Raw genomic sequence first — 21,936 nt, 5'->3', positions numbered from 1 at the left:
AAGGAGTGAGAGATGCCTGTGAGCGTGGCAGCGGCAACGACGGGGCCTACCCCGACCCGAGCGCTCCGAGAGCGGGTCGTGGGCGCGACGGCGATCGCGTTGGCAGCGTCGGTGGCGATCCAGAACGCGGTAGTGGTCTCGGCCGGAGCGCCGAGCTACGGGGACCCGATCAAAAAGGTGCTCGCCTTCCACGCGGAGCATCGGGTCGCGGTCGCGATCGCGGTCGGCCTGGAGGCGCTGAACCTGCCGCTGCTGCTCGGGTTCCTGACCGGTCTCCACGGGCTCGTCGAGCGCCGCGGGCGTGCGGGCGCAGACTGGTCGCGCCTTGCGGTGGCCGCAGGCGCGACCCTCTCGGCAGTCTTCGCGCTCTACGCCGTCCTGTGGAACGGTGTCGTGTTGTCCGCCGGCGAGCTCGCCGAGCCAAGCCCGGAGTTCCAGCTCGCCTGGCAATTGCATGCAGCAGCCTTCGCGTTGGCGCTGCCGGCGCTCGGCACCACATTCATCGGCGCCGCGCTGGCGGCGCATGCGGGCCGGCTGACGCCGCCGTGGCAGCGTCTGCTCGCATTGGCCGGGGGAGGCCTGCTGCTCGCCGCCGGGGCGGCCAACCTCGCGATCGCGGACGGCTCAGTGCTCATCTTCATGGGGTTGCCCGGCTACGCCGCCTGGCTCGTGTGGCTGCTTGCGACCGGCGTACGGCTGGTGCGCGCTCGAACAACTGACCGTCCTGGCGACGCATCGACCTCCGCCGAGGAGGGATGATGGGAACCGACGTCGAGGCAGCTGCGGTCGCCGCAGCGCTTGGGGCGTTCGCCGGCCGCGCGCCGGGGGTGCGATTGCCGATGCCGCGTCACGTCGGCCGCCGCTGGGCGCAGTGTCCGCGCTCCGAGCACCCCGAGCCTGCTCGCCAGCCCGCCGATCCCCGCGCAGGCCACGCAATCCGGGGTGGCGTCGTTTTGAGCTCGACATCAGCGGGACGTTGCCTCTCCATCGGAATCGAGGTGCTGCTCCTGGCCTTCATCCTGCGCTCGGCCTGGAAATGGCCTCGAACCCCCGCCGTCCCGGCCGGTCCCGCGACGGCCGGGGCCTCGGCAGACAACACGCGGGCCGACGGATCCATCCTCATCTGCCGCGATCCGCTACAGGTTAGGGAAGACGACGACTCGGAACTGGTCATCCGCGGCCACGCCGTACTCCACCTCTGCAGGAACGTCGGTGGAGACGCCGACGGGGTACGCCAGTCGTACGAAGCAGTAAAGGCCAGGGGTAGCCGCCAGGTAGGACTCGATGTCACGCCAGAGGCCCCCCAACGGCGAGAGCCGGCGGTTGACACGCGGCGCCTGGGGGAATTTGTCAGGCGCCCAGCCTGAGGGCGCCGGCGATAACGCGGCCAGCCCCGTGGACTCGCATGTGACCCGGTGCGCAGATTGTCCGAGACCAGCCGGCGCGGGACACCGCCGTAGAACCCGAACGCCTCTGCACGCGCTTTTGGTAGCCGTTCTTTGCCAGCCCCCAACGAGCGGCTAAACCAGCCCAGACGTCAAACGCGAAGAATGCCGCGCTCGCCGGCGAGGTGTATGTGGGCCTTACACCTCGCTCAACTAACGAACATGCTCGCGATGACGCGATCGATGATGACTTCGCGCTCGAACTCGGCGAGCACGCCGAGCATCTGCACGCGGTGTTGTCGATGCGTGAGGACCTGGCGGGACTAGCGTCGCCACCGTAGCGTGCTCCTCATGTCGGCAGAGTGCGCGTCGCGCACGGCATGGTGGCGTCGGTGGGCGGGCCTGCCGGTCGTCGTCGCGCTGTTCTTCGCCACCTCAGTGTTTGCCGCGCCCCCGCAGGCGGTGCAGGCATCCGGGCCTGTCCGGGCGCCGTCGGTGCTTCAGGGCGTCATCGTGTCCGCCCCTCAGTCCATGGGGCAACGGCCGGACCTCCGGACCGTCGACCACGGTGGACACGGCCGTACGGCCCCGGACCTGACGGCGTTCGCGTGGCTGACGGAGCGGGCCGGCACCAGGACCACCGTGTGGTGGCACCTGCGACGCGACAGCGACGGTCACCGGGCGCAGGCGGGCCGGGAGGCCGATCAGGTCAGGGGACCGCCAGGACGGCGCGCAACAGACGCCTTGTCCTGACCGCGGCGCCGCGGCCGGTCTCGCCACGCGCCGCCCTGCCCTAGGAGAACTCATCGTGTCGCGCGCTACTGCCGTGCGCGCATTTCTTGCCCTGGTCGTGCTCGTCGTTTCCGGGTGGCTCGTCGCCACCCGGCCGGCGCGCCTCGGGCTCGATCTGCGTGGCGGAACCCAAATCGTGTTGCAAACCCGGGACGGCGACCAGACCAGAGCCGACGCCGCCACCACCGACCAGGCCATGGAGGTACTACGCCGGCGAGTCGACCAACTCGGCGTGAGCGATCCAACGCTCGTACGTTCCGGCGACCGGCGGATCATCGTGGAACTGCCGGGGGTCACCGACCCCCGGGAGTCCGCCGAGGTCATCGGCCGCACCGCCCAGTTGTCCTTCCGGCCGGTCCTCGCCCTCACCGGCTCCGGCGCCGCGAAGCCGCCGGCTGGTGGGCTCGCAGTGTCTGACGAGACAGGCAGTCCCGTGCTGCTGGGACCGCCGGCACTGTCCGGCCGACAGATCGACGACGCCCAGGCCACGACCGAACCGATGGCCGGCTGGCAGGTCGCGGTCGACTTCGCCGGTGACGGCGCCCAGGCCTGGCGACGGCTGACCGCCCGAGCCGCCTGCTCACCACCGGGTGACCCGGGGCGCCGGGTCGCGATCCTGCTCGACGACAAGGTGGTCTCGTCCCCCCAAGTCAGCGCGGAGGCGGCCTGCGACGTCGGGTTCGCCGGGCCGGCCATGCGGATCACCGGCTCCTTCACCGAGGACGAGGCCCGCGACCTGGCCCTGCTGATCCGGGCCGGGGCGCTGCCCGTGCCGGTCGACGTCATCCAGCAGCAGGTGGTCGGCCCCACTCTCGGAAAACAGGCGATCGACGACTCAGCCCGGGCGGCGCTGCTCGGCGCGCTCGCCACCATCTTGTTCATCGTTGCGGTGTATCGCCTGGTCGGTGCGCTGGCGGCGGCGGCGCTCGTGGCGTACGGGCTGGTCTCCTACGCGGCCCTGCTGGCGGTCGGTGCCACCCTGACCCTGCCCGGTCTGGCCGGGTTCGTGCTGGCGATCGGCATGGCGGTCGATGCGAACGTCCTGGTCTTCGAACGGGCACGGGAGGAGTACACCGCGAAGCCGTCCCTGCGTACCGCCATCCGGGACGGGTTCAGCCGTGCCTGGTCGGCAATCGCGGACTCCAACGTCACCACCCTGGTGGCCGGATTGCTGCTGTTCCTGCTGGCGTCCGGCCCGGTACGCGGCTTCGGCATCACCCTCGGCATCGGCGTGCTGGTCTCCATGTTCACCGCGCTGGTCCTCACCCGGCTCCCGGCCGAGGCTTTGCTGCGGCGACGGTGGCTTACCGTCCGGCCCCGCTGGAGCGGCCTGGCCCACCAGGGCTGGGTGCGGCGGACCATCGTCACCCGTGACCCGGACCTGATGGGCCGGCGGCGGTTGTGGCTGGTCGTCTCGGTGGCGGCGGTGCTGCTCGCCTTCGCCGGTGTCGCTACCCGCGGCGTGGACCTGGGCGTGGAGTTCGTGGGTGGCCGGCTGGTCGAGTACACGACCAGCCGCCAGCTGACGACCGAGGCGGCCCGCGAGGCGGTGGCGGCCGCGGGCCTGGAGCGGGGGATCGTCAGCAAGGTCGGTGAGGGCAAACTTTCGGTACGCGCGGCCGCGTTCGACGACGCGACGGAGCAACGGGTGCGCGACGCCCTGACCGCCCGCGGGGGCGGCGACGTGCAGCGGCTCAGAGACGACAAAGTCGGGCCCAGCCTCGGCACCGAGTTGCGGAACAAGGCGCTGCTCGCGTTGGGTATCGCGCTGGCGGCACAGATGGCGTACCTGTCGTTGCGGTTCCCGTGGCGCTGGGGCGCCGCGGCGGTGCTGGCGATGACCCACGACGTGGTCATCCTCGTCGGGGCGTTCGCCTGGCTCGGCAAGCCCGTCGACGGCGTGTTCCTGGCGGCACTGCTGACCGTCGTCGGTTACTCGGTCAACGACTCCGTGGTGGTCTTCGACCGGATCCGGGAACTGGTCCGCGGCCAGCGGGGCATGAGTCCCCGGCTGCGCACACCGTTCGCCGGGCTGGCGAACGCGGCCTGCCTCCAGACCGTCCCGCGGACGGTCAACACCGGGCTCGGGGCGGTGTTCATCCTTGCCGCCCTGGCCGTCCTGGGCGGGCCGTCACTGGTCGACTTCGCCATCGCTCTGCTGATCGGGATACTGGTAGGCACGTACTCGTCGGTGTTCCTGGCGACGCCTCTCGCCATCACCTTCAAGTCGGGAGCCGCGCGTTCCCGTTGATTTGACTGACGATGCCAGGCTGCCCCTCAAGGGCAGGGGCAGCCTGGCATCTATCCCGGACTTGCGCTGAGGCCACCGCAATCCGTTTAGAACGACGCCACCTGCGCCACCGGCCGAACCCGACCGTTTCATCCGCTGTTGCCAGCCGCGGTGCTGCTCGTCCGCTGGGGCGCGATCCGGCCCGAGGAGCGATTCCTGCACGAGCGGTTCGGTGCGCAGTACGACGACTACACGCGGCGTTTCGGGATGAGCCGCGCAGACACGCAGGCTGTCATGGGATGGCCGACGCACACGCAGGATCGGGGTTGCGCGAGCAGCTTCTGGATCCCTAAGTTGACGGCCTTCTTCACGTCCGATGATCGGCTGGCCGGGGTGCGGGTGCCGCTGTGGAAGGATCCGGCACGTGACCCTCCGATTGCGCACCCTGACGCACCAGGTCTGGACATCCCAGCCATCCGGACGGCATTTTGAAATACGTGCCACCAGACGCGGGTCCTCCGCGCCGGCGATGCATTCTTCCGCCGCCTACGGTGCTAGCTCACGCGGACCTGGCAGGTGGCTTGTCCCTCGTGCGTGGCCTCGTCGACCTTCTTGCCGTCCACGAAGATGCGGCACGTCGCCGTGCCGGACGCCACCTCGGTGGTCAGGGCGGCCAACTGGTTCTCGTCCTTGAAGGTGACCGTCTTGGACCACGGCGTGGATACCGTGCCGCCGGGCGAGTCGGGCACCTTCTTGTCGAACTGGGAAGGGCCGCCGAGGCTCCACAGGATGCCGTTGGCGTTGCCGCTGCTCGTCTCGATCTCGTAGCGCACCTTGTGCCCACCGCCGCGGACGATCAGGGTGGCGGCCAACGCCACGATCAAGACCGCGGCTACGCCGAGAGCGATCAGGAGGATCTTCTTCCGCCGCGGCCCGGGAGCCGCCGCGCCCATGTTTTCCGGCTCTGTCACGACGCGCAGCGTAGCGATCTTTGTATCTGTCGTGGAGGCGACATCACCGGGCGGTGGGCGGCGGGACTAGGCTCGGATGGTGAGCGCCATTGACCTTGGCGACGTCACGGCGGGCCCAGCGCAGGCGCCCGAGCCGCCGATGTATTCACGCGGCTTTCTCCAGGCGGCGCTGGCGGTGCTCACGGTGCTCGGCCTCTCAGCCATCGCCGCCTCGGAGCGGGCGGGGCCTTCGCGGCTGCTGCGCCCGTTGTGGAGCATCGCGATGACCGACCTCAGCCAGTTCTCGATCAGCGGTGGCACGCTGTTCGTGCTGAACAATGGCTGGGACGTGACGGCTTACGCCTTGACCGACGGGCGGATGCGCTGGTCGAGCCGGCTCTCCGAGCACACCGAGATGGCCACCGACGACCTGGGGTCGCTGCTGGTGCCGTCCGGATACACGCGGATCACCAAGGAGAACGCCGAGGGATATGGGCGGCTCGACACCGCCACCGCCGCCACCCTCGCCCTGGATCCCACGACCGGTATCCAACGCTGGCAGGTCTCCGGCGCGACCGGCTACCGCGACGCGGGGACGGCGCTGCTGGTCGAGGCCGATCCGCAGGGGGGCCGGCCGAAGATGTTCCGGGAGGTCCGGATCACCGACGGCGCCGTGCTGTGGGCGCACCCCGCTGGTCACCCGCAGTACTGGCTGGCCGGCGCCGGACATCTGGTCACGGTGGGCGACGACGGCCGGGCTGAGGTGTCCGGGCTGGCCGACGGCACCGCAGTCTCCCGCGGGCCGCTTCCACTGAGTCGCAAGGAGCTCTCGGCCGGCGTTGTGGCCGAGGTCGACGCGACGGCGCTCTATCTGAAACGCAACGAGGGCGGACGGCTCATCGTGCGAGCGTTCGACCTGGCGACCCTGCGTCCCAGCTGGAGCGTCGACGGCGGCGCCACCGCCCGCGAGGCACACCTGTGCGGCGGGGTGATGTGCCTCAGCGACGGCACCGCCACCAGCGCCTTCGACCTGGATTCGGGACGGCTGCGATGGCGGGCGCCGGGGTGGATCCACGCCGACACGGTGACCGGCGGGCGGCTGCTGGCCGAGAGGGCCCTGAGCACCGGCGAGGGCCTGCTCGACGCCGCCACCGGCGCCCTGGTGGCCGATCTCGGCAGCGTCTATCCGGTCTGGGACGCGGCCGCCGGCACGCCGACCTTCCTGCTGCGCGACACCGTGCGGCCGCCGGGCCGCACGGCGGTCCTGCGTCTGGACAGCCGCAGCGGTTCCCGCCGGCTGCAGGGTTCGATCGAGGGCCTCCCCGTCAAGCCCTGCGTCGCCGTCCAGGACCGGCTGATCTGCAAGACCACCACCGGCATGCTGACAGTCGTTGCAGTGGCCTGACGGCGCCCGATACCGGATCCGAGGGGACCAATCGGCGTGAGCGTGCTGAGAGGGCAGTTTGTCGACGGCGTCACGGTATCTTGAGTCCTGGTAGCCGATCACGATTCAGGAGGTGTGCATGACCGTCGAGATGGTCGCGCCGGCCTGGATGCATCAGCAGGTCACGGCCGAGCAATACGCGTCGTGGACAGAAGAGCAGTGTGCGGGCATCGAGATCGTGGATGGGATGGTCGTCGTGAGTCCGAGCGCCTCCAAGCGGCACAACCGCCTGGCCAGGCTTCTGGCGAACGCCCTGGACGTGGCCGCGGGCCCGGATTGGAACGCCGACACCTACTTCGATGTCCGGCTCCAGGATGTGCCGCTCAACAATCGTCGTCCGGACGTGACGGTCTACCGGGCGGAGACCATCGACGTTACGCCGACCCGGCCCGAGCATGTGCTTCTTGTGGTCGAGGTGGTTTCGCCGGGGTCGGAGACGACCGACCGGATAGTCAAGACCGATCAATACGCGAAGGCCGGCATTCAGTTCTATTGGCGCGTGGAACAGGCCGCGACCGGCGCGCCTCTCGTTTACACGTACGTTCTCGACCCCGCAACGGGACGCTACCGTGACGGTGAGATCTTCACCGGTGTCGTGAAGCTGACCGCGCCCTTCGCCGTCGAGGTCGATCTCGGTCGGATGTGATGCGGTGGCCGAGCGATGAGTTCGGGTGGTGCCGGCGGTCCAAACCAGTAACGGCGCTTACTGGAGGACACCATGACCGGCCGGATGCTTGCTTTCATGCTCGCCTCGCTGACGCTCATCGCCATCCCGGGGCCGAACATGATTTTCATCGTTACCCGATCGGCGACGCATGGGCTGCGTGCGGGGATTGCGTCGGCGTTCGGGGTCGAGACCGGGACCCTGCTGCAGCTCACGCTGGTCGGGGCGGGGCTGGCGACGCTGGTGGCGGCCTCGCCGCTGGCGTTCGCGATCATCAAGTACGCGGGGGTGGGCTACCTCGCGTACATCGGCTTCCGGGCTCTGCACAGCGCGCGGAAGGGCGCGGCGGCCGTCGAAGCGGCGCCGGCGCGGCAGCGGCGGCGGTTGTTCCTGGACGGGGTGCTGGTCAGCGCGCTGAACCCCAAGGTGGCGCTGTTCTTCCTGGCGTTCCTTCCGCAGTTCGTCCGCTCCGAGGGTGAGCTGCCGGCCTTCGGCGCGGTGTTCATCGCGCTGGGGCTCGCGGCCGACATCGCGTCCTGTTTCGCGGCGAACGCGATCGGGCGGTGGCTGCGGGTGCGGTCGGGCGGGAGCCGGGTGGTCGGTTCCATCTACCTCGGGCTCGGCCTGTTCACCGCGGTTTCCGCCTGATCCAGCGATTGCCCACCGTGCTCGGCGCGTGACAGGGTCCAATGGAAGTCCTGCTCAGAAAGGGGGCCGCCATGCCTCTCGACGCCGTCGCCGTCACCATGATCCTGCCTGTTGCCCGGCCCGAGGTGGCCCGGAGCTTCTACACCGATGTGCTCGGGCTGCCCTACCGGGGCACGGCGGAGGACGGAAAGATCCTGTTCGACGTCGGCTCGGGGGCGACGCTGGCCCTGATCGAGAAGCCGGCCGGCGCCCAGGCCGAGCACACGGCGATCAGCTTCGAGGTCGCCGACATCGGTGCGTCGATCAAGGAGTTGGAGGGCCGGGGCGCGGTGTTCGCCGACTACGACCTGCCGGGGCTCAAGACCGTGGAGCACGTCTGCGTGCTGGGCGCGGAAAAGGCGGCCTGGTTCCAGGACCCGGACGGCAACATCCTGTGCCTGCACGAGGTGATCCCCGAGCGCCGATGAGCGCGACGTAGCGTCTAGGGCATGGATCACCGCAGCGAGGCGCGCGACTTTCTCACGACCCGGCGGGCGCGCATCACGCCCGAGCGGGCGGGGCTTCCGGCGTACGGCGGGAACCGGCGGGTCGCGGGGCTGCGCCGGGAAGAGGTGGCGATGCTGGCGGGGGTCAGCGTCGACTACTACACGCGCCTGGAACGCGGGAATCTTTCCGGCGTCTCGGAGAGCGTGCTCGAGGCGCTCGCGCGGGCGCTGCAGTTGGACGACGCCGAGCGGGCGCATCTGTTCGACCTGGCGCGGCAGGCCAACCCCGGTCCGGGAGCGGCGCGGCGGCGGCGAAATGCGGCGCCGGAGCAGGTCCGGCCGGGCGTGCGGCGGATCCTCGACGGGATGACGATGGTGCCGGCCTACGTGCGCAACGGGCGCCTCGACGTGCTGGCGGCCAACCATCTCGGCCGGGCCGTTTTCGCGCCGCTTTTCGCCGGGAACGAGCAACCCAACATCGCGCGGTTTCTCTTCCTCGACCCGGCGGCGCCGGACTTCTACGTCGGCTGGGAGCAGATGGCCGGCGACACCGTCGCGCTGCTGCGCGGGGAGGCCGGGCGGGACCCGTACGATCGGAATCTCTCGTATTTGATCGGTGAGCTCGCCACCCGCAGTGAGCAATTCCGGGGTTGGTGGGCGGCGCACGACGTGCGCCTGCACCGCACCGGCACGAAAAGGCTGTGTCATCCGGTCGTCGGCGAGCTCGTCCTCGCGTACGAGTCGATGGAGCTCACCGCCGACCCGGGCCTGCGGCTGAACGCCTACAGCGCGGAGCCGGGGTCAGCCGGCCAGGACGCCCTGAGCCTCCTGGCCAGCTGGACCACCGTCGCGGCTCCCTAAAGCCGAGCTAACAGCCGAGCGCCTGCTGGTAGCCGCCGGGATCCCGGCCACTGGTGGCCCGGTCGGCGTACTCCCAGAACACCTCGGGATAGTCGCCCTCGGCGTTCATGTCGTTGAGCACCTTCCACTTGCGGCTGCTGCTCAACGCGGCCTTGGCCCGGTTGACCGCCTCGGTGTCGCCGGCCCGGCGGGCCCGCTCGAACTCGGCGATCCAGCCGCAGCCGACCAGCGCCATCACCTGGGCGCCGAATTGGTAGGGGTCGTTCGCGCCGAGCGCCTCGATCTTGGAACGGTCGAACTTCGGCGGGATCGGGACCCCGGTCAGGACCTTGGCAGCGGCCTCGTCGGCCCGGCCGGGCGTGACGATCTCGGGCGGCAGCGCCTCGAGCCACGTCTCCACGTCGACCTGGACGACGTGGGTGAGCACCCGGTCGAACTCGGCCCGGTTCCACTTGCCACCGGTACGCAGCTCGACGAAGACGCCGTCGCGGGGCTTCAGCTGCAGCGCGAAGTCGCTCGCGTTGTAGGTGTAGACGTCGCCGGACCAGCCCGGGATCTGGCCGGGCTCCGGCTTGCTCACTTCCTTGCGGTCAAGGCGATAGTCCTCGTACGCGTCGGCGGGGTACCAGTTCATCTCCAGGTTCCGCTCGCCTTTGACGAAGCCGATGGTGCCGTTCTTCTCGGCGAAGCCGTAGACGGTCTTCGCGACCCAGCCGGGCTCGTCGATGAGCAGGCGCGGGTTCCGCTCGGCCGCCTTCAGCGCGACCGGCGACCAGCGGCCGGTCGAGATGGCCGGGGTGGCCGGGGTGGCCGCGTGATCTTCCGGCGCACGAAGCCGGACGATCACCGAAACGGCGAGCACGGCGATCAGTACGGCCGCGGCGGCGACGGCGGTCACCAGCCGGCGCCGCCAGGGGTGGATGACTCGGTCGGTGGACATGATCTCCTCGAGTAGCGTCTGCTCGGCCCCGTCGAGGCGTACGACGATCGAAGGGTCAAAGGGATCGGCGTCGCGAAGCCGTTCGTCGGTCATCGGCCCTCCTCGGGGACGGGTGCGGTCAGGACGTCGAGCACATGTCCGGGCATCACCGGATCGTCACCGACGAGTTGGCGGAGCCGGGCGCGGGCGCGGGAGAGACGCGTACGGACGGCGGCCGGGCTCACGTCGAGCACGGCCGCCGCCTCGCGGGGTTCGAGGCCCTCCCAGGCGGTGAGCATCAGCACCTCGCGGTCGAGGTCGCCGAGCTTGGCCAGCGCGTCGCGGATCGCCAGGCGCTCGGGAACCTCGGTAGCCGGGTCCACCGAGAACGACGAAAGCCGCTGCCGCAGGCGCTGCCCGAGGCGCTCCCGCCGCGCGAAACCCCGATGGTGATTGGCGAGGACGCGGCGTGCCACCCCGTACAGCCAGAGGCGGGCCTCCCCCTCGGGCGGGATCTCGCCGCGCCGCCGCCAGGCGACCAGGAAAGTTTCCGCGACGATGTCGGCGGCGTCGGCCGGCTGCTCGACCCGGCGCAGCGCGTAGGCCAGCAGCGGGCCGAACATCGTCGCGTAGACCCGCCGAAAATGTTCTTCGGAGCTCACCCTCACCCCATGTCCGGCAGAGCCCTCATCGTGACAGCCGAGTCTCGCGCGCGAGCGAGAAGAATCGTCGGCACCATCGAAGCAGCGGTGAGCAAGAACGCGGCCGGGTAGCCGACGGCCGGGATCAGCGCGCCGACGCCGAGCGCTCCGGCCGCCATGCCGAGGTCGTAGGCGGCGTTCCAGATCGCGCTGACGGCGCTGTAGGAGGAGCGCGGCACGCGGGCGTACATCATGGTGAGCGTGACGTTCTGCAGGATGCCGAAACCGGCGCCGAAGGCGGCCGCGCCGAGCAGGACGAGCGCGGTCGAGCGGGTCGCGGCCAGCGCGGCCATGCCGCCGGCCGAGAGCACGATGCCGGGCAGGAGCAGCGCGGACTGACCGATGCGGTCGCCGACGCGGCCGGCGAGCCAGCGGGCGGCGGTGGTGACGGCCGGCTGGACGAAAAGGACGATCGGGGCGACGGCCGCGCTCATGGCCAGCGGGGCGAAGGTGACCAGGACACCGGCGGCGGAAGTGCAGGCCGCGAAGATCACGGGAAGCCGCCATCCCGCGGAGCCGGTGTGGCTCGTGTCGGAAATTTCCACGGTCGGCATGCGCCGCAACCCCAGGAGCGCGACCAGCGGGGCGAAGGCGGTGACGACGAAGACCGGAGTGAATCCGTAGCGCTGGGCGGCCCACAGGCCCAGCGGCAGGGCGACCAGGCCGCCGGCGCCGCTGACCACACCCACCAGGGCTACGCCCTCTCCGCGACGCCGCGAAGGGACGATCAAGGCGGTCAGCGCGCTTCCGGCAACCGTCGCGATCGCAAAACCCATTCCGCGTACGGCGTTCGCCGCGACCAGCACCGGGGTGGCGTCGCCGGTCAGGAACAACAGCGCCGGGAGGCCGAGCAGGATCAGTCCGGCGGCCAGCGTGCGGCGGTACCCGAGGCGGGCCACGATCCGCGGGGTGATCAGCTCGAACAGCACGGAGCTGACCAGGAACGCGCCGGTGCTCAGCCCGGCGGCCTGAGCCGAGCCCGCGACCAGCGGGACCACGGCGAGGGGCAGGTAGAAGCCGATCGAGGCGCCGGCGATCGGGGCGAGTGCGGCAGCGGTCTTCATGTCTCGAACGCTATGAGCCAAGCGGCACCCTGATAAGGTCCGATTCCATGGCCATCGAGTGGTCCGGTTGGGGCCCGCAGTTGCTGCTCGAGCTCGACCGGGAGTCGGCAACGCCACTGAAGTCGCAGGTGGAGCAGCATCTGCGGGCAGCGATCCGGGCCGGTCGGCTGGCGGCCGGAGAGCGGCTTCCCTCGTCGCGGGCGCTCGCCGGGTATCTCGGGCTGTCGCGCGGGCTGATCCAGGAGTGCTATTCGCAGTTGCAGGCCGAGGGGTATCTGACCGCGCACACCGGCTCGGCGACCCGGGTCGCGCAGGCCGCCGTCAGCACAAGTACGGAAATTTCGGACAAAATGCGGACAAAAGTCGAGCCGCTGATCGCTGACTTCCAATCGGGAGTGCCCGATCTGCGGCTGGCGCCGAGGCAGGACTGGGCCTGGGCGGTCGCGCAGGTCTGCCGGACCGCGCCGAACAGCGCCTTCGACTACGGCCCGGCCAACGGCAACCCCCGGCTGCGCGAGGTGCTGGCCGCCTACCTGCGGCGGGTGCGCGCTGTCGACGCGTACCCGAATCAGGTCTTGATCTGCACCGGTGTCGCGCAAGGGCTCGGCCTGATCCTGCGGGTGCTGGCGAAGCGCGGTCACACGCGGGTGGCTTTCGAGAATCCGGGTGCGGTGCGGACGGTCCGGGACGCGGCGAGCAGCGCGGGGATCGAGGCAGTGCCGGTCCCGGTCGACGAGAACGGCATCGACGTGGCGGCTTTGTCGCGCAGCGGGGCGCGGGTCGTGGTGGTCACGCCGGCGCATCAATGGCCGACCGGGGTGGTGATGGCGCCGGAGCGACGGCACGCGCTGCTTTCGTGGGCGCGCGGCAACGACGGCGTGGTCGTCGAGGACGACTACGACGCGGAGTTTCGCTACGACCGCGATCCGGTCGGGGCGCTGCAGGGGCTCGCGCCCGACCGCGTGGTGTCGCTCGGGACGGTCAGCAAGTCGCTCGCCCCGGCGCTGCGGCTCGGCTGGGCGGTGGTGCCGGTGTCGCTTGTCGACGACGTGGTGGCCGAGAAAATGGTGGCCGACCGCGGCACGTCCGGGATCGACCAGCTCGCCCTCGCCGCGCTCATCGAGTCGGGCCGCTACGACCGGCAGCTGCGGCGCATGCGTGCCGTCTACGCCCGCCGCCGGGCCGTGCTGCTGGACGCCGCGCCGGGGCGGTTCACCGGGCTGGCGGCCGGCTTTCACGCCGTGCTGCACCTGCCGGAGTTTCTCGGCGAGCGCGCGATAGTTTCCGCCGCCCGGGAGCGAAACGTCGGGGTCTACGGCATGAGCGACTATCGCGCCGACTCGTCGACCGAGCCGGGGCGCCTGGTCATCGGTTTCGGCAACACCAGCGAACAGGCGATCGGGACCGGCATGGCGGTCATCGCCGACCTGCTTCAGCGCGTGTAGCGATGCTTGACGCCCGGCGGGAAGAACTCCGGGTCGCCGGCCGCGCGTAGCAGCACTTCGGGCAGCTGCCGCCCAGCCGGGACGTAGTGGGCGAACTCGCTGTTGAGGCGCAGCAGCTCGGCGCGGACCGACTCGGCCAGCGTCGCGGCCAGCTCGTCGCTCGGCAGGGTGCCCGGGGCCAGCTCGACCACGATGGAAAGTTTCCGGTCGCGGTCGGCGTCCTCGAGCGTGCGCAGCACGAACTTTCCGGTCACCCGGTCGGCCACGTGCGGGCGCTCGAGGCCGACCGTGACGTTCTCCGGGTAGACGTTCGCGCCGAAGAACGAAACCGTGAAGAGCGAGCGGCCGAACACGTACGCGAAAGGCAGCTCCGGTTTGTCGCCCTGCTCCCCGCAGATCGTCATCATCGTCGCGTGCGGGATCAGCCCGCCCTCGTCGGCGATGTGGTAGCGCAGCAGCGGCACTCCCCCGTCGGCGCTGAAGGCGAGGGTCCCGTCGACGACCTCGAACAGGCGGGTCCCCGGGTCGTACTGCACCAGCGTCGGCAGCCGGGAATCCCCGAACAGGGAGGTCGCCACCTCGGGCCGGTCCGCGAGGAAGCGGCGGATCCGCACGCTGAGCGGCGTCTCGTTGCCGAGCACCCCGGCGTCGGCCGTCCCGTAGAGCGACGCCGAGTCGGTCACGGGGTCGTCCATCCGCGCCCGCGTCGCGACCAGGTCCCGCCACTGCTCGCTGAAGACCTCGCCGGCCAGCACGATCTTGACGTGCCGCCCGGCCCAGTCCTGGCCGGCGTCGATGACGTTCTTCACGAACGGCGGGTAGCCCAGCAGCACCACCTGGTCGAAGAGCGGCCCGAGCTCCGCCACCACCCGCAGGATCTCGTCGACGTTGTTGCCGGGCGTCGCGACGGTGATCGGATAGCCCTTCGCGGCGAGGTGCCGGCAGGCGTCCGCCGTGTACATCCCGCCCACCCAGTTCCCCAGCGCGAAACACACCACGGCAAGTGTCGTGCGTTCTTTCGCGCGAAACCCGCCGTCGAAGACCTGCTCGAACCGCTCGGCGACGGCTCGCTCGTCCAGCACCGAACGCGGCCACACGGTCGGCTTCCCCGACGAGCCCGACGACACCGCCACCATGTCGCACCCGCTGAGCGTCCCGCCCCAGCACCGCGCGGCCAGGTCGTACCGCTGGTGGTAGTTGGCCTTGGTCATCACTGGGATGTCACCGAGCCCGGCGACCGACGCCGGATCCACGCCCTGGTCCGCCAGGAAGGCGCGATAGGCCGGCACACGCTCCGTCATCCGCCCGAAAAGATCAAGAGCATCGAGCTTTCGCGTACGGCCGGCGTAGAAGTCCCGCAGTCCCGTGGCGGTCCGATCCGCCCGTGCTAAATCGAACATGCAACGATCGTGCCAGTTCCGCGGCTCATCCGATTCGGGCGATGTCACGTGGCGATCAAGATGGCAGCGTGTGGCACTGGGTGATTCGGTGCTGGGGATCGGAGATCGTGCGTGCTGCCGTTGGTTGCGGCCAAGACATCGCGTCCTCGGATGGTTCGGGCCGGCGTCGACCGGGCCCACCTGACCCGCCTGCTCGAAAAGGCCACCGGCAGCCCGGTGACCATGGTCTGCGCGGGCGCCGGCTGGGGCAAGACGATGGCGGTGTCGGCCTGGGCGCAGGGCCGGCGCGAGCCGGTGGCGTGGCTGAGCCTGGACCCGCACGACAACGACCCGCAGATCTTCTGGTCGTACGTGCTGGCGGCGCTGCGCGTGGCCGGCGCCGTGGCCGAGGACAACCCGCTGGCCGAACTCGGCTCGGTCCCGGCCGACGAGGCCGAGCGGGGCGGGCGGCTCGCGGCCGGCCTGGCCCAGCTGCCGGCCGGCACGGCACTGGTGATCGACGACGTCCACGAGATCGACGACGCCGACGTGCTGCGGGAGCTGAGCCGGCTGCTGCACCAACTGCCGCCGGCGCTGCGCGTGGTGCTGGTCGGCCGGGCCGAGCCGGCGTTGCGGCTGCACCGCCTGCGCGCCGCCGGGCAGCTGGCCGAGATCCAGGCCGAGCACCTGGCCTTCACCCGGTCCGAGGCGGCCGACCTCATCGCCGGGCACGGGCTCGAGCTGACCGGGGACGACGTGTCCACGCTGGTCGAGCGCACCGAGGGCTGGGCGGCCGGGCTGCAGCTGAGCGCGGCCTTCCTCGCCACCCACGACGGCGACGTGACGATCGCCGACATCGCCGGGGACCTGCGCACGGTCGACGACTACCTCACCGAGGAAGTGCTGGCCGACCGCACCCGGCGGCAGCGCCGGTTCCTGCTGCAGACCAGCATCTGCGAGCACCTCTGCGCCGGCCTGGTCAACGCGATCACCCACGGCGACGACGGCCAGCGCACGCTGGAGCAGCTGGAACGGGACAACACGTTCGTGCTGCGCCTCGGCGCGAAACCGATGTGGTTCCGCTACCACCACCTGCTGCGCGACGTGCTGCAGCACCGGCTCCGGGTGGAGACGCCCGGCACGGTGCCCGAGCTGCACCGCCGGGCGGCGCGCTGGCACGCGGCGAACGACTCGGTGCTGGAGGCTCTCGCCCACGCGGTCGAGGCGCAGGACTGGCCGTACGTCGGGCGGCTGGTCACCACCGGCGCCGGCACGCTGATGGTCTCGGCGCACCGCCCGGCGCTGGTCCGGATCCTGCGGGAGGTGCCGCCCGAGCGGCTGCAGGCGACGCCGGAGCTGCTGATCTGCGCCGCGCTCCTGCTCTTCCACGCCGGCGACTACGACGCCATCCCCGCCCGCCTCGACGCGGCCCGCACGCTGCTGCGCACCCGGCCGCCCGCCACCCGCGAACCCGTCGAGGTCATGGCACACACCCTCCAACTCGCCGCCGACCGGGCGGCCGGCGACATGCCGGCCGTGATCGCCGGCAGCGGCCGCCTGCTCGACCTGCTCGCCGCGGCGCGGTCGATCACCCCGCCGGCCCTGGCGCAGAGCCGGGCCATCGCGCTCAACAACCGGGGCCTGGCCCTGCTGTGGACCGGCCGGCTGGACGAGGCGGAGCGCGACCTGTGGGCCGCCTCGGGCGCGGCCCGCTCGGCCGGCGTGGAGCTGACCGAGATCAACGCGACCGGCCACCTGGCGCTCCTGCAGGCGATGCACGGCTCGGTCCACGAGGCCGCCCGCCTGGCCGAGAGCGCCGTCGACCTGGCCGACCGGCGCGGCTGGCGATACGCGCTGCAGACGGTCGCCGCGCACCTGGCGCTGGCCCTCGTCGGCCTGGAACGCAACGACCTGGCCAAAGCGGTGCTCGCCGCCCGGGACGGGATGCGCGCCCACCAGAGCGATCCCGAGGCCGCCCAGCGCCTGGTCGTGCTCGGGGTCCGCGCCCGCCTGGCGACCGCACGGGGCGAGCTGGCCGTAGCCAGTTCCCTCTTCGACGAGGCGCGACACGACCGGCCGGCGCGCCTGCGGGTGCCGGCGATCGACGCGTGGCTGGCCCTCGGCGAGGCCCAGCTGGACCTGGCCGACGGCCGCGCGCCCGAGGTCGAGCGCCGCGGCCCCGAGTGGCTCCCGCTCGGCGCCGCCGCGCTGGTCTGCCTGGCCCGCGCCGCGTACGCCCAGGGCAACCACCGGCGCGCCGAGGTGATGCTCACCGGTTTGGCGGTCCCCGAGCGCGACACCATCACCCGCACCGAGGCCGGCGTGCTGACCGCCCTGGTGGCTGACGCCCGCGGCCGCGGCGTCCGGGCCACCGACGTGCTGGCCGAGGCGGTGGCCCTGGCCGCCGAGCAGGGCATCCGCCGCCCGTTCACCGTCCTGGCCGGCCCCAGACTCGACGGACTCCTCCAGCGGCTGCGGCTGCTGACCCCGGCGACCGCCGACCTCATCGACGAGCTACGCGACGGCCGCGACAAGACGGGCCCGCTCCCGGAGAACCTCAGCGAACGCGAGACCGAGATCCTCCGCTACTTGACGACAATGCTGACGGCGGCCGAGATCGCGGGAGACCTCGGCTTGTCGGTCAACACGGTGAAGGCACACATGCGAGCCGTCTACCGCAAGCTGGGAGCCAGCCGCCGAACCGAGGCGGTGCTGGCCGCCCGCCGCAACGGTTTGCTCTGAGATCCGCCGGCCTTTCCCGGTATCGGGATACTTCAGGCCGGTGGCGCACGGTGTCGCGCAGCCGGAAGGTCGTCCGTCACCTCATGCGACAAAGGTCAGCGGGCCAGCCAGCCTCCGTCGACCGGGAGGGTGGTGCCGTGGATGTAGCGGGCGGCGTCGGAGGCCAGGAAGACGATGGCGCCGGCCAGGTCGTCGGGTGTGCCCCAGCGGGCGGCGGGGATGCGGGACAGGATCTCGGCGGCGCGGGTCTGGTCTTCGCGCAGGGCGGTGGTGTTGTCGGTGGCCATGTAGCCGGGGGCTATCGCGTTGACGTTCACGCCGTGCGGGGCCCACTCGTTGGCCAGGGCCTTGGTGAGGCCGACGATGGCGTGCTTGGCAGCGGTGTAGGCGGGGACTCGGATGCCGCCCTGGAAGGACAGCATCGAGGCTACGTTGATGATTTTGCCGGTGCCCGCGGCCAGCATGTGGCGGCCGGCGGCCTGGGAGAGGTGGAAGACGGCGTCCAGGTTGACCGTTAGGACTTCGTCCCAGTCGGTGGGGGTCACGTCGGCCGCCGGGGCGCGGCGGATGATGCCGGCGTTGTTGACCAGGATCTCCGGGCGGAACTCGTCGATTGCGGCGGTCAGGTCGGCGGGGGTGGCAGTGGCCAGGTCGCACGGGATGTGGGTGGCCTGGCGGCCCAGGGTGGTCATGCGGGACAGGGACTCGGTGGGGTCGCCGCGGGTGAGCAGAGCTATGTCGGCGCCGGCTTCGGCCAGGGCGACGGCGGCCGCCTGGCCCAGGCCCCGGTTGCCGCCGGTCACCAGGGCCCGGCGGCCATCCAGGCGGAAACTGTCGAGGATCACCCGGTCAGTGTCCTAGGTCTCGGAGCATGGGGACGGTGCGGCCCACCCACGACAGCGACGTGTCCTCGTGGGCGCCCTGGGTGCGCTGGGCGCCGGCCAGGAACCACAGGTAGTAGGTGGTGTAGCCGGGCGCGCTCACGACCGTGTGGTAGCCGGAGGGCATCATCTGGACGCCGTGGTCGCGGGCGGTGTAGTTCTCCTCGTAGCCCTCGTCGGTGTAGACGCGGCTGATGCCGAAGCCGTCCCCGGGGCTGACGCGGAAGTAGTACATCTCCTCGTGGGCGGCCTCCGCCGGCAGGTCATCGAACTTGTGGCGGTGCGGCGGGAAGGTGCTCCAGTTCCCGGACGGGGTGTAGGTCTCGCCCACGATCAGGCGCCTCGCCGGCAGGTCGGGCTGGGCGATCTCGGTGAGGATCTGGTGGTAGCTCCGGCCGAAGTTCGCGGCGCCCCACCGGCCGGAAGCGACGCGGGACGGCTCGATCACATAGGGCGCGGTCTCCAGGTCGCTCCGGGCGCTGGGCAGCGCGATCTCGACGCGGCTCACGGCCTCGATGGAGAACGACGAGCCGGCGGGGATGTAGACGGAGTGCGGCTTGCCGGAGAAGACATCGGGGCGGCCGCCGACGGCGGGGAACTTCTCGCTGCCGACGGTGAAATGGGCCTGGCCGCACAGCACGACGGCGAGGATCTCGCGGTCGCCGGACTCGCCGGACCAGGTGTCGCCGGGCGCGAGCCGGAGCAGCTTGAAGTCGAGCAGGTCGCAAGGGTTGAACGGCAACTCGTTCAGGCCGGGGGATGACGGGATGTCGCAGTGGTACTTGTAGTCCATCGCAGGAGTCCTCACCAGGGGTCGTTCCAGTCGGGCAGGGTCACGCGGGTCAGCGCCTCGAGGTAGAAGTAGTCGCCCCAGAGGTTGCCCTCGTCGACGCCCACCCCTTTGGGCTTGTCGTAGACGCCGTGGACCAGCAGTGCGTTGGCGGAAGGGTCGACATAGTCGTCCATGAGCGACCCGAGAATCCGCAGGGCCGCCTCGACGTAGCGAGGCTCGCCGAGCTCCAGCAGGCCGCAGACGGCGATGGCGGCGGCCGAGCTGTCGCGCTCCTCGCCGCTGCCGTCGCCGAAGACGAGATCCCAGTACGGCACGCCGTCGGCCGGCAGGTGCGCGAGGAAGCGGTCGGCGCAGCGGCGGGCGGCGTCCCGGAAGGACGGGTCGCCGGTGTGCCGGTGGTTGAGCGCGAAACCGTAGATCCCCCAGGCCTGGCCGCGCGCCCAGCAGGACTCGTCCGAGTCGCCCTGCTCGGTCTCGCCGCGCAGCGGGGCGCCGGTCGCGGGATCCCAGTAGAAGGTGTGGAAGGTCGTGTTGTCGGGGCGCAGGATGTGGTCGCGCAGCTGCTCGACGTGCCGCTGGGCGATGTCGGAGTAGCCCGCCCAGAACAGCAGCGGCGTGTTCATGAGGCTGTCGATGATGGTGCGGCCCCGCTGGCGCTCGTCGCCGAGGTCGCCCCAGGCCTGGATGATCCCGGCGGCCGGCAGCACCCGGGTGACCAGATGATCGGCGGCGTCGACGGCCGCCGCCCGGGCCACCGGGTCGCCCACTCGCTCCCACGGCACCACACAGGAGAGCGTGTACAGGAACCCGAGATCGTGGGTGTCCACATCGGTACGCGAGGCGATCCGGGAGGCGAACGACGAAACGTGCGCGGCGGCGGCCTCCGCGTAGCGCGGCGAACCGGTCAGCGACGACGCCAGCCACAACATCCCCGGCCAGAAGCTCGTCGTCCACCCCACGTTGCCGTCCCGCGCGCGATAGCGGCCGCGGACCGTCGTGTCGCCGGGGTACCGGTCGCCGAACTCCGCGAGGTTCGCGTCGATCGTGCGCAGGGCGGCCGCCACCGCGGCGGCCACCGCCTCGGCGTCGGGCGTGGGCCGGACGTCGATCGCCGTCATGAAGTTCCCTTCGTCAGTACCGGATTGAGGGAGAACCGGCTCCCCGCCCACACCACGTAGAGCAGGGGTGCGGCGGCGAGCCCGAGCGCGACCGCCGGCCGCGCGGCCAGCAACGCCTCGAAGATGGCCAGCACCGCGAGCGACGGCACGGTCAGATACCAGTGCCGGACGGCCAGATAGACCGACACCCGGCACGCGTCGCGCACTCTGGTCGTGGGCCGCTCGGAGAGCACGACGAGCGCGAGCAACGTGGTCGCCACCGCCAGCACCATGACCACAACCAGCAGCGGAATCGCCAGCGCGCCGGCGGCATGACCGAGCGCCCAGCGGCAGTCCACCGCGAGCACCACGACCAGAGCCGCGCACAAGCCGGCGACAGCGAGAGCACGTGGCGCCGAGGAACGCCAGACACGTATGAAGGTCTGGACCGGGCGATCCAGTGTGGAGAGCACCGCGAACGCTCCGCACAGCGCCGGCCCGATCAACGGCGACAGCAACGCCAGCAGCGGCCACGACCGCCCCGGGTCGGTGGTCACCAGCAGCACCACCAGCGGCAGGCACGCCGCCGTGAGCAGCAGATTCGTCATCAGGCCGACGTACACCGCGTCGAAGATCCGGCCGATCATCCCTTGAGTCCCGTCGTCGCGATGCCCTCGACGAAGTACCGCTGCCCGAGCAGGAAGATCACCGCGATCGGCAGCACCGACAGCACGGATCCCGTCATGATCAGCGCGTACTCGGCGTTGTAGCTGGTCACGAACGTCTTCAGGCCGATCTGGATGGTCCAGAGGCTGTGGCTGCGCAGGTAGATCAGCGGCCCGAGGTAGTCGTTCCAGGTGTTCACGAAGGTGAGCAGGCCGAGACTGGCGATGGCCGGCACCGACAGCGGCAGCATGATCCGCCGCCAGATGCCGTACTCGCTCATGCCGTCGATCCGGGCGGCGTCGAGCAGCTCGTCGGGGATCGACTCGTAGTACTGCTTCATCAGGAAGACACCGAACGCGCTGAACGCCTGTAGCGCGATGATCGACCAAAGCGTGTTCGACAGGTGCAGCTTCGAGAAGAGGATGAACTGCGGGATCATGTACGACTGCCAGGGCACGGCGATGGTGCCGATGTAGGCGAGGAACAGCACGTTGCGGCCGGGGAAGCGAACTTTCGCGAAACCGTACGCGGCGAAGCTGCCGGTCAGCACCTGCAGGACCGTGACCGCGACCGACAGGACCAGCGTGTTGCGAAGCCACGTGGTCATGTCTGATTTGTCCCAAATATCCAAGTAGTTCTGCCAAACCACCGGATCGGGCAGCCACTGCACCGGAATCGTGTAGACGTCGTTGTTCGCCTTCAACGACGACATCGCCATCCAGTAGAACGGCAGCAGCACGGCCGCCGCGGCGACGGATAGGCCGAAATATCCGAAGAATCGGACAAAACG

At 70.8% G+C, this 21,936-nt stretch carries 20 protein-coding genes; 10 read left to right on the top strand and 10 right to left on the bottom strand.

Annotated features, from left to right (window positions below):
• Positions 1 to 78 precede the first annotated feature (78 nt).
• The 3 genes from ACQPZX_RS17460 (at position 79) to ACQPZX_RS17450 (ending at position 4,899) form a co-directional block, all read left to right on the top strand.
• Positions 79 to 759: a hypothetical protein gene (locus ACQPZX_RS17460; RefSeq protein ID WP_433381637.1), complete on the top strand. Its 681-nt coding sequence runs from the start codon at positions 79 to 81 to the stop codon at positions 757 to 759.
• A 1,434-nt stretch (positions 760 to 2,193) separates the two neighbouring features.
• Entirely contained in the window at positions 2,194 to 4,428 is a 2,235-nt protein-coding gene (gene secD, locus ACQPZX_RS17455) for a protein translocase subunit SecD (RefSeq protein WP_433381634.1), read from the top strand.
• 138 nt (positions 4,429 to 4,566) lie between these two features.
• On the top strand, positions 4,567 to 4,899 hold the full coding sequence (locus tag ACQPZX_RS17450; protein ID WP_433381631.1) for a hypothetical protein: 333 nt from the start codon (positions 4,567 to 4,569) through the stop codon (positions 4,897 to 4,899).
• A 62-nt stretch (positions 4,900 to 4,961) separates the two neighbouring features.
• Here ACQPZX_RS17450 and ACQPZX_RS17445 read toward each other — a convergent pair whose 3' ends face one another.
• Entirely contained in the window at positions 4,962 to 5,378 is a 417-nt protein-coding gene (locus tag ACQPZX_RS17445) for a hypothetical protein (RefSeq protein WP_433381628.1), read from the bottom strand.
• A 79-nt stretch (positions 5,379 to 5,457) separates the two neighbouring features.
• On the opposite strand from ACQPZX_RS17445, the gene ACQPZX_RS17440 reads away from it, so the two are divergent.
• From ACQPZX_RS17440 to ACQPZX_RS17420, 5 genes are all read left to right on the top strand, one after another.
• Positions 5,458 to 6,762, top strand: coding sequence for a PQQ-binding-like beta-propeller repeat protein (locus ACQPZX_RS17440; RefSeq protein WP_433381625.1), 1,305 nt, complete (start codon positions 5,458 to 5,460; stop codon positions 6,760 to 6,762).
• Positions 6,763 to 6,880: 118 nt separating this feature from the next.
• Positions 6,881 to 7,447 carry a Uma2 family endonuclease gene (locus ACQPZX_RS17435; protein ID WP_433381622.1) on the top strand — a complete coding sequence of 189 codons (567 nt, stop codon included), beginning with the start codon at positions 6,881 to 6,883 and terminating at the stop codon, positions 7,445 to 7,447.
• Between the two features lie 72 nt (positions 7,448 to 7,519).
• Positions 7,520 to 8,113 (top strand): LysE family translocator, encoded by a 594-nt coding sequence (locus tag ACQPZX_RS17430; protein WP_433381619.1) that lies wholly within the window; start codon positions 7,520 to 7,522, stop codon positions 8,111 to 8,113.
• Positions 8,114 to 8,184: 71 nt separating this feature from the next.
• A complete protein-coding gene (locus ACQPZX_RS17425) occupies positions 8,185 to 8,580 on the top strand; it encodes a VOC family protein (RefSeq protein ID WP_433381616.1) in 396 nt (131 codons plus the stop codon).
• A gap of 21 nt (positions 8,581 to 8,601) precedes the next feature.
• Entirely contained in the window at positions 8,602 to 9,459 is an 858-nt protein-coding gene (locus ACQPZX_RS17420; protein WP_433381613.1) for a helix-turn-helix transcriptional regulator, read from the top strand.
• A gap of 7 nt (positions 9,460 to 9,466) precedes the next feature.
• On the opposite strand, the gene ACQPZX_RS17415 is transcribed toward ACQPZX_RS17420, so the two are convergent.
• From ACQPZX_RS17415 to ACQPZX_RS17405, 3 genes are read right to left on the bottom strand one after another with little or no spacing between them, the layout of a single operon-like run.
• Positions 9,467 to 10,492, bottom strand: a complete 1,026-nt coding sequence (locus tag ACQPZX_RS17415; RefSeq protein ID WP_433381610.1) for a hypothetical protein — start codon at positions 10,490 to 10,492, stop codon at positions 9,467 to 9,469.
• Positions 10,489 to 11,040, bottom strand: a complete 552-nt coding sequence (locus tag ACQPZX_RS17410) for an RNA polymerase sigma factor (protein ID WP_433381607.1) — start codon at positions 11,038 to 11,040, stop codon at positions 10,489 to 10,491. The genes ACQPZX_RS17415 and ACQPZX_RS17410 overlap by 4 nt, the downstream gene beginning before the upstream one ends.
• Before the next feature lie 2 nt (positions 11,041 to 11,042).
• On the bottom strand, positions 11,043 to 12,143 hold the full coding sequence (locus tag ACQPZX_RS17405) for an MFS transporter (RefSeq protein WP_433381604.1): 1,101 nt from the start codon (positions 12,141 to 12,143) through the stop codon (positions 11,043 to 11,045).
• 47 nt (positions 12,144 to 12,190) lie between these two features.
• Between ACQPZX_RS17405 and ACQPZX_RS17400 the strand changes: the two genes are divergently transcribed.
• The gene (locus tag ACQPZX_RS17400; protein ID WP_433381601.1) at positions 12,191 to 13,588 is read left to right on the top strand and encodes a PLP-dependent aminotransferase family protein; all 1,398 of its coding nucleotides are present in this window, start codon (positions 12,191 to 12,193) and stop codon (positions 13,586 to 13,588) included.
• Here ACQPZX_RS17400 and ACQPZX_RS17395 read toward each other — a convergent pair.
• A complete protein-coding gene (locus ACQPZX_RS17395) occupies positions 13,576 to 14,988 on the bottom strand; it encodes a phenylacetate--CoA ligase family protein (protein WP_433381598.1) in 1,413 nt (470 codons plus the stop codon). The two genes, ACQPZX_RS17400 and ACQPZX_RS17395, sit on opposite strands and share 13 nt — an antisense overlap.
• Before the next feature lie 150 nt (positions 14,989 to 15,138).
• Here ACQPZX_RS17395 and ACQPZX_RS17390 point away from each other — a divergent pair, with 150 nt between their 5' ends.
• Positions 15,139 to 17,709, top strand: coding sequence for a LuxR C-terminal-related transcriptional regulator (locus ACQPZX_RS17390; RefSeq protein WP_433381595.1), 2,571 nt, complete (start codon positions 15,139 to 15,141; stop codon positions 17,707 to 17,709).
• Positions 17,710 to 17,804: 95 nt separating this feature from the next.
• Here ACQPZX_RS17390 and kduD read toward each other — a convergent pair whose 3' ends face one another.
• Genes kduD through ACQPZX_RS17365 form a run of 5 tightly spaced genes read right to left on the bottom strand, consistent with a single transcriptional unit; the run spans position 17,805 to position 21,885 of the window.
• Positions 17,805 to 18,554: a 2-dehydro-3-deoxy-D-gluconate 5-dehydrogenase KduD gene (gene kduD, locus ACQPZX_RS17385; protein WP_433381592.1), complete on the bottom strand. Its 750-nt coding sequence runs from the start codon at positions 18,552 to 18,554 to the stop codon at positions 17,805 to 17,807.
• Between the two features lie 4 nt (positions 18,555 to 18,558).
• The gene (iolB, locus tag ACQPZX_RS17380) at positions 18,559 to 19,398 is read right to left on the bottom strand and encodes a 5-deoxy-glucuronate isomerase (protein WP_433381589.1); all 840 of its coding nucleotides are present in this window, start codon (positions 19,396 to 19,398) and stop codon (positions 18,559 to 18,561) included.
• A complete protein-coding gene (locus ACQPZX_RS17375) occupies positions 19,395 to 20,501 on the bottom strand; it encodes a glycoside hydrolase family 88 protein (protein ID WP_433381586.1) in 1,107 nt (368 codons plus the stop codon). Before ACQPZX_RS17375 ends, iolB begins: the two co-directional genes overlap by 4 nt.
• Complete coding sequence (locus tag ACQPZX_RS17370; protein WP_433381583.1) at positions 20,498 to 21,127, bottom strand: hypothetical protein; 630 nt, start codon at positions 21,125 to 21,127, stop codon at positions 20,498 to 20,500. Before ACQPZX_RS17370 ends, ACQPZX_RS17375 begins: the two co-directional genes overlap by 4 nt.
• Positions 21,124 to 21,885 carry a carbohydrate ABC transporter permease gene (locus tag ACQPZX_RS17365; protein ID WP_433381580.1) on the bottom strand — a complete coding sequence of 254 codons (762 nt, stop codon included), beginning with the start codon at positions 21,883 to 21,885 and terminating at the stop codon, positions 21,124 to 21,126. The genes ACQPZX_RS17370 and ACQPZX_RS17365 overlap by 4 nt, the downstream gene beginning before the upstream one ends.
• Positions 21,886 to 21,936 lie beyond the last annotated feature (51 nt).

Origin of the sequence: Actinoplanes sp. CA-142083 (assembly GCF_050942195.1) — a bacterium.
Classification (GTDB): domain Bacteria; phylum Actinomycetota; class Actinomycetes; order Mycobacteriales; family Micromonosporaceae; genus Actinoplanes.
The sequence above is the reverse complement of the archived record's forward strand: the minus strand, read 5'-3'. Positions and strand labels throughout refer to the sequence as shown.

Bases quoted from the DNA above. Each gene is read 5' to 3' on its own strand.
- ACQPZX_RS17375 (WP_433381586.1), bottom strand. From the start codon at position 20,501: ATGACGGCGATCGACGTCCGGCCCACGCCCGACGCCGAGGCGGTGGCC.
- ACQPZX_RS17405 (WP_433381604.1), bottom strand. From the start codon at position 12,143: ATGAAGACCGCTGCCGCACTCGCCCCGATCGCCGGCGCCTCGATCGGC.
- ACQPZX_RS17400 (WP_433381601.1), top strand. From the start codon at position 12,191: ATGGCCATCGAGTGGTCCGGTTGGGGCCCGCAGTTGCTGCTCGAGCTC.
- ACQPZX_RS17390 (WP_433381595.1), top strand. From the start codon at position 15,139: ATGGTTCGGGCCGGCGTCGACCGGGCCCACCTGACCCGCCTGCTCGAA.
- ACQPZX_RS17430 (WP_433381619.1), top strand. From the start codon at position 7,520: ATGACCGGCCGGATGCTTGCTTTCATGCTCGCCTCGCTGACGCTCATC.
- ACQPZX_RS17370 (WP_433381583.1), bottom strand. From the start codon at position 21,127: ATGATCGGCCGGATCTTCGACGCGGTGTACGTCGGCCTGATGACGAAT.
- ACQPZX_RS17425 (WP_433381616.1), top strand. From the start codon at position 8,185: ATGCCTCTCGACGCCGTCGCCGTCACCATGATCCTGCCTGTTGCCCGG.
- ACQPZX_RS17395 (WP_433381598.1), bottom strand. From the start codon at position 14,988: ATGTTCGATTTAGCACGGGCGGATCGGACCGCCACGGGACTGCGGGAC.
- ACQPZX_RS17435 (WP_433381622.1), top strand. From the start codon at position 6,881: ATGACCGTCGAGATGGTCGCGCCGGCCTGGATGCATCAGCAGGTCACG.
- ACQPZX_RS17415 (WP_433381610.1), bottom strand. From the start codon at position 10,492: ATGACCGACGAACGGCTTCGCGACGCCGATCCCTTTGACCCTTCGATC.
- ACQPZX_RS17420 (WP_433381613.1), top strand. From the start codon at position 8,602: ATGGATCACCGCAGCGAGGCGCGCGACTTTCTCACGACCCGGCGGGCG.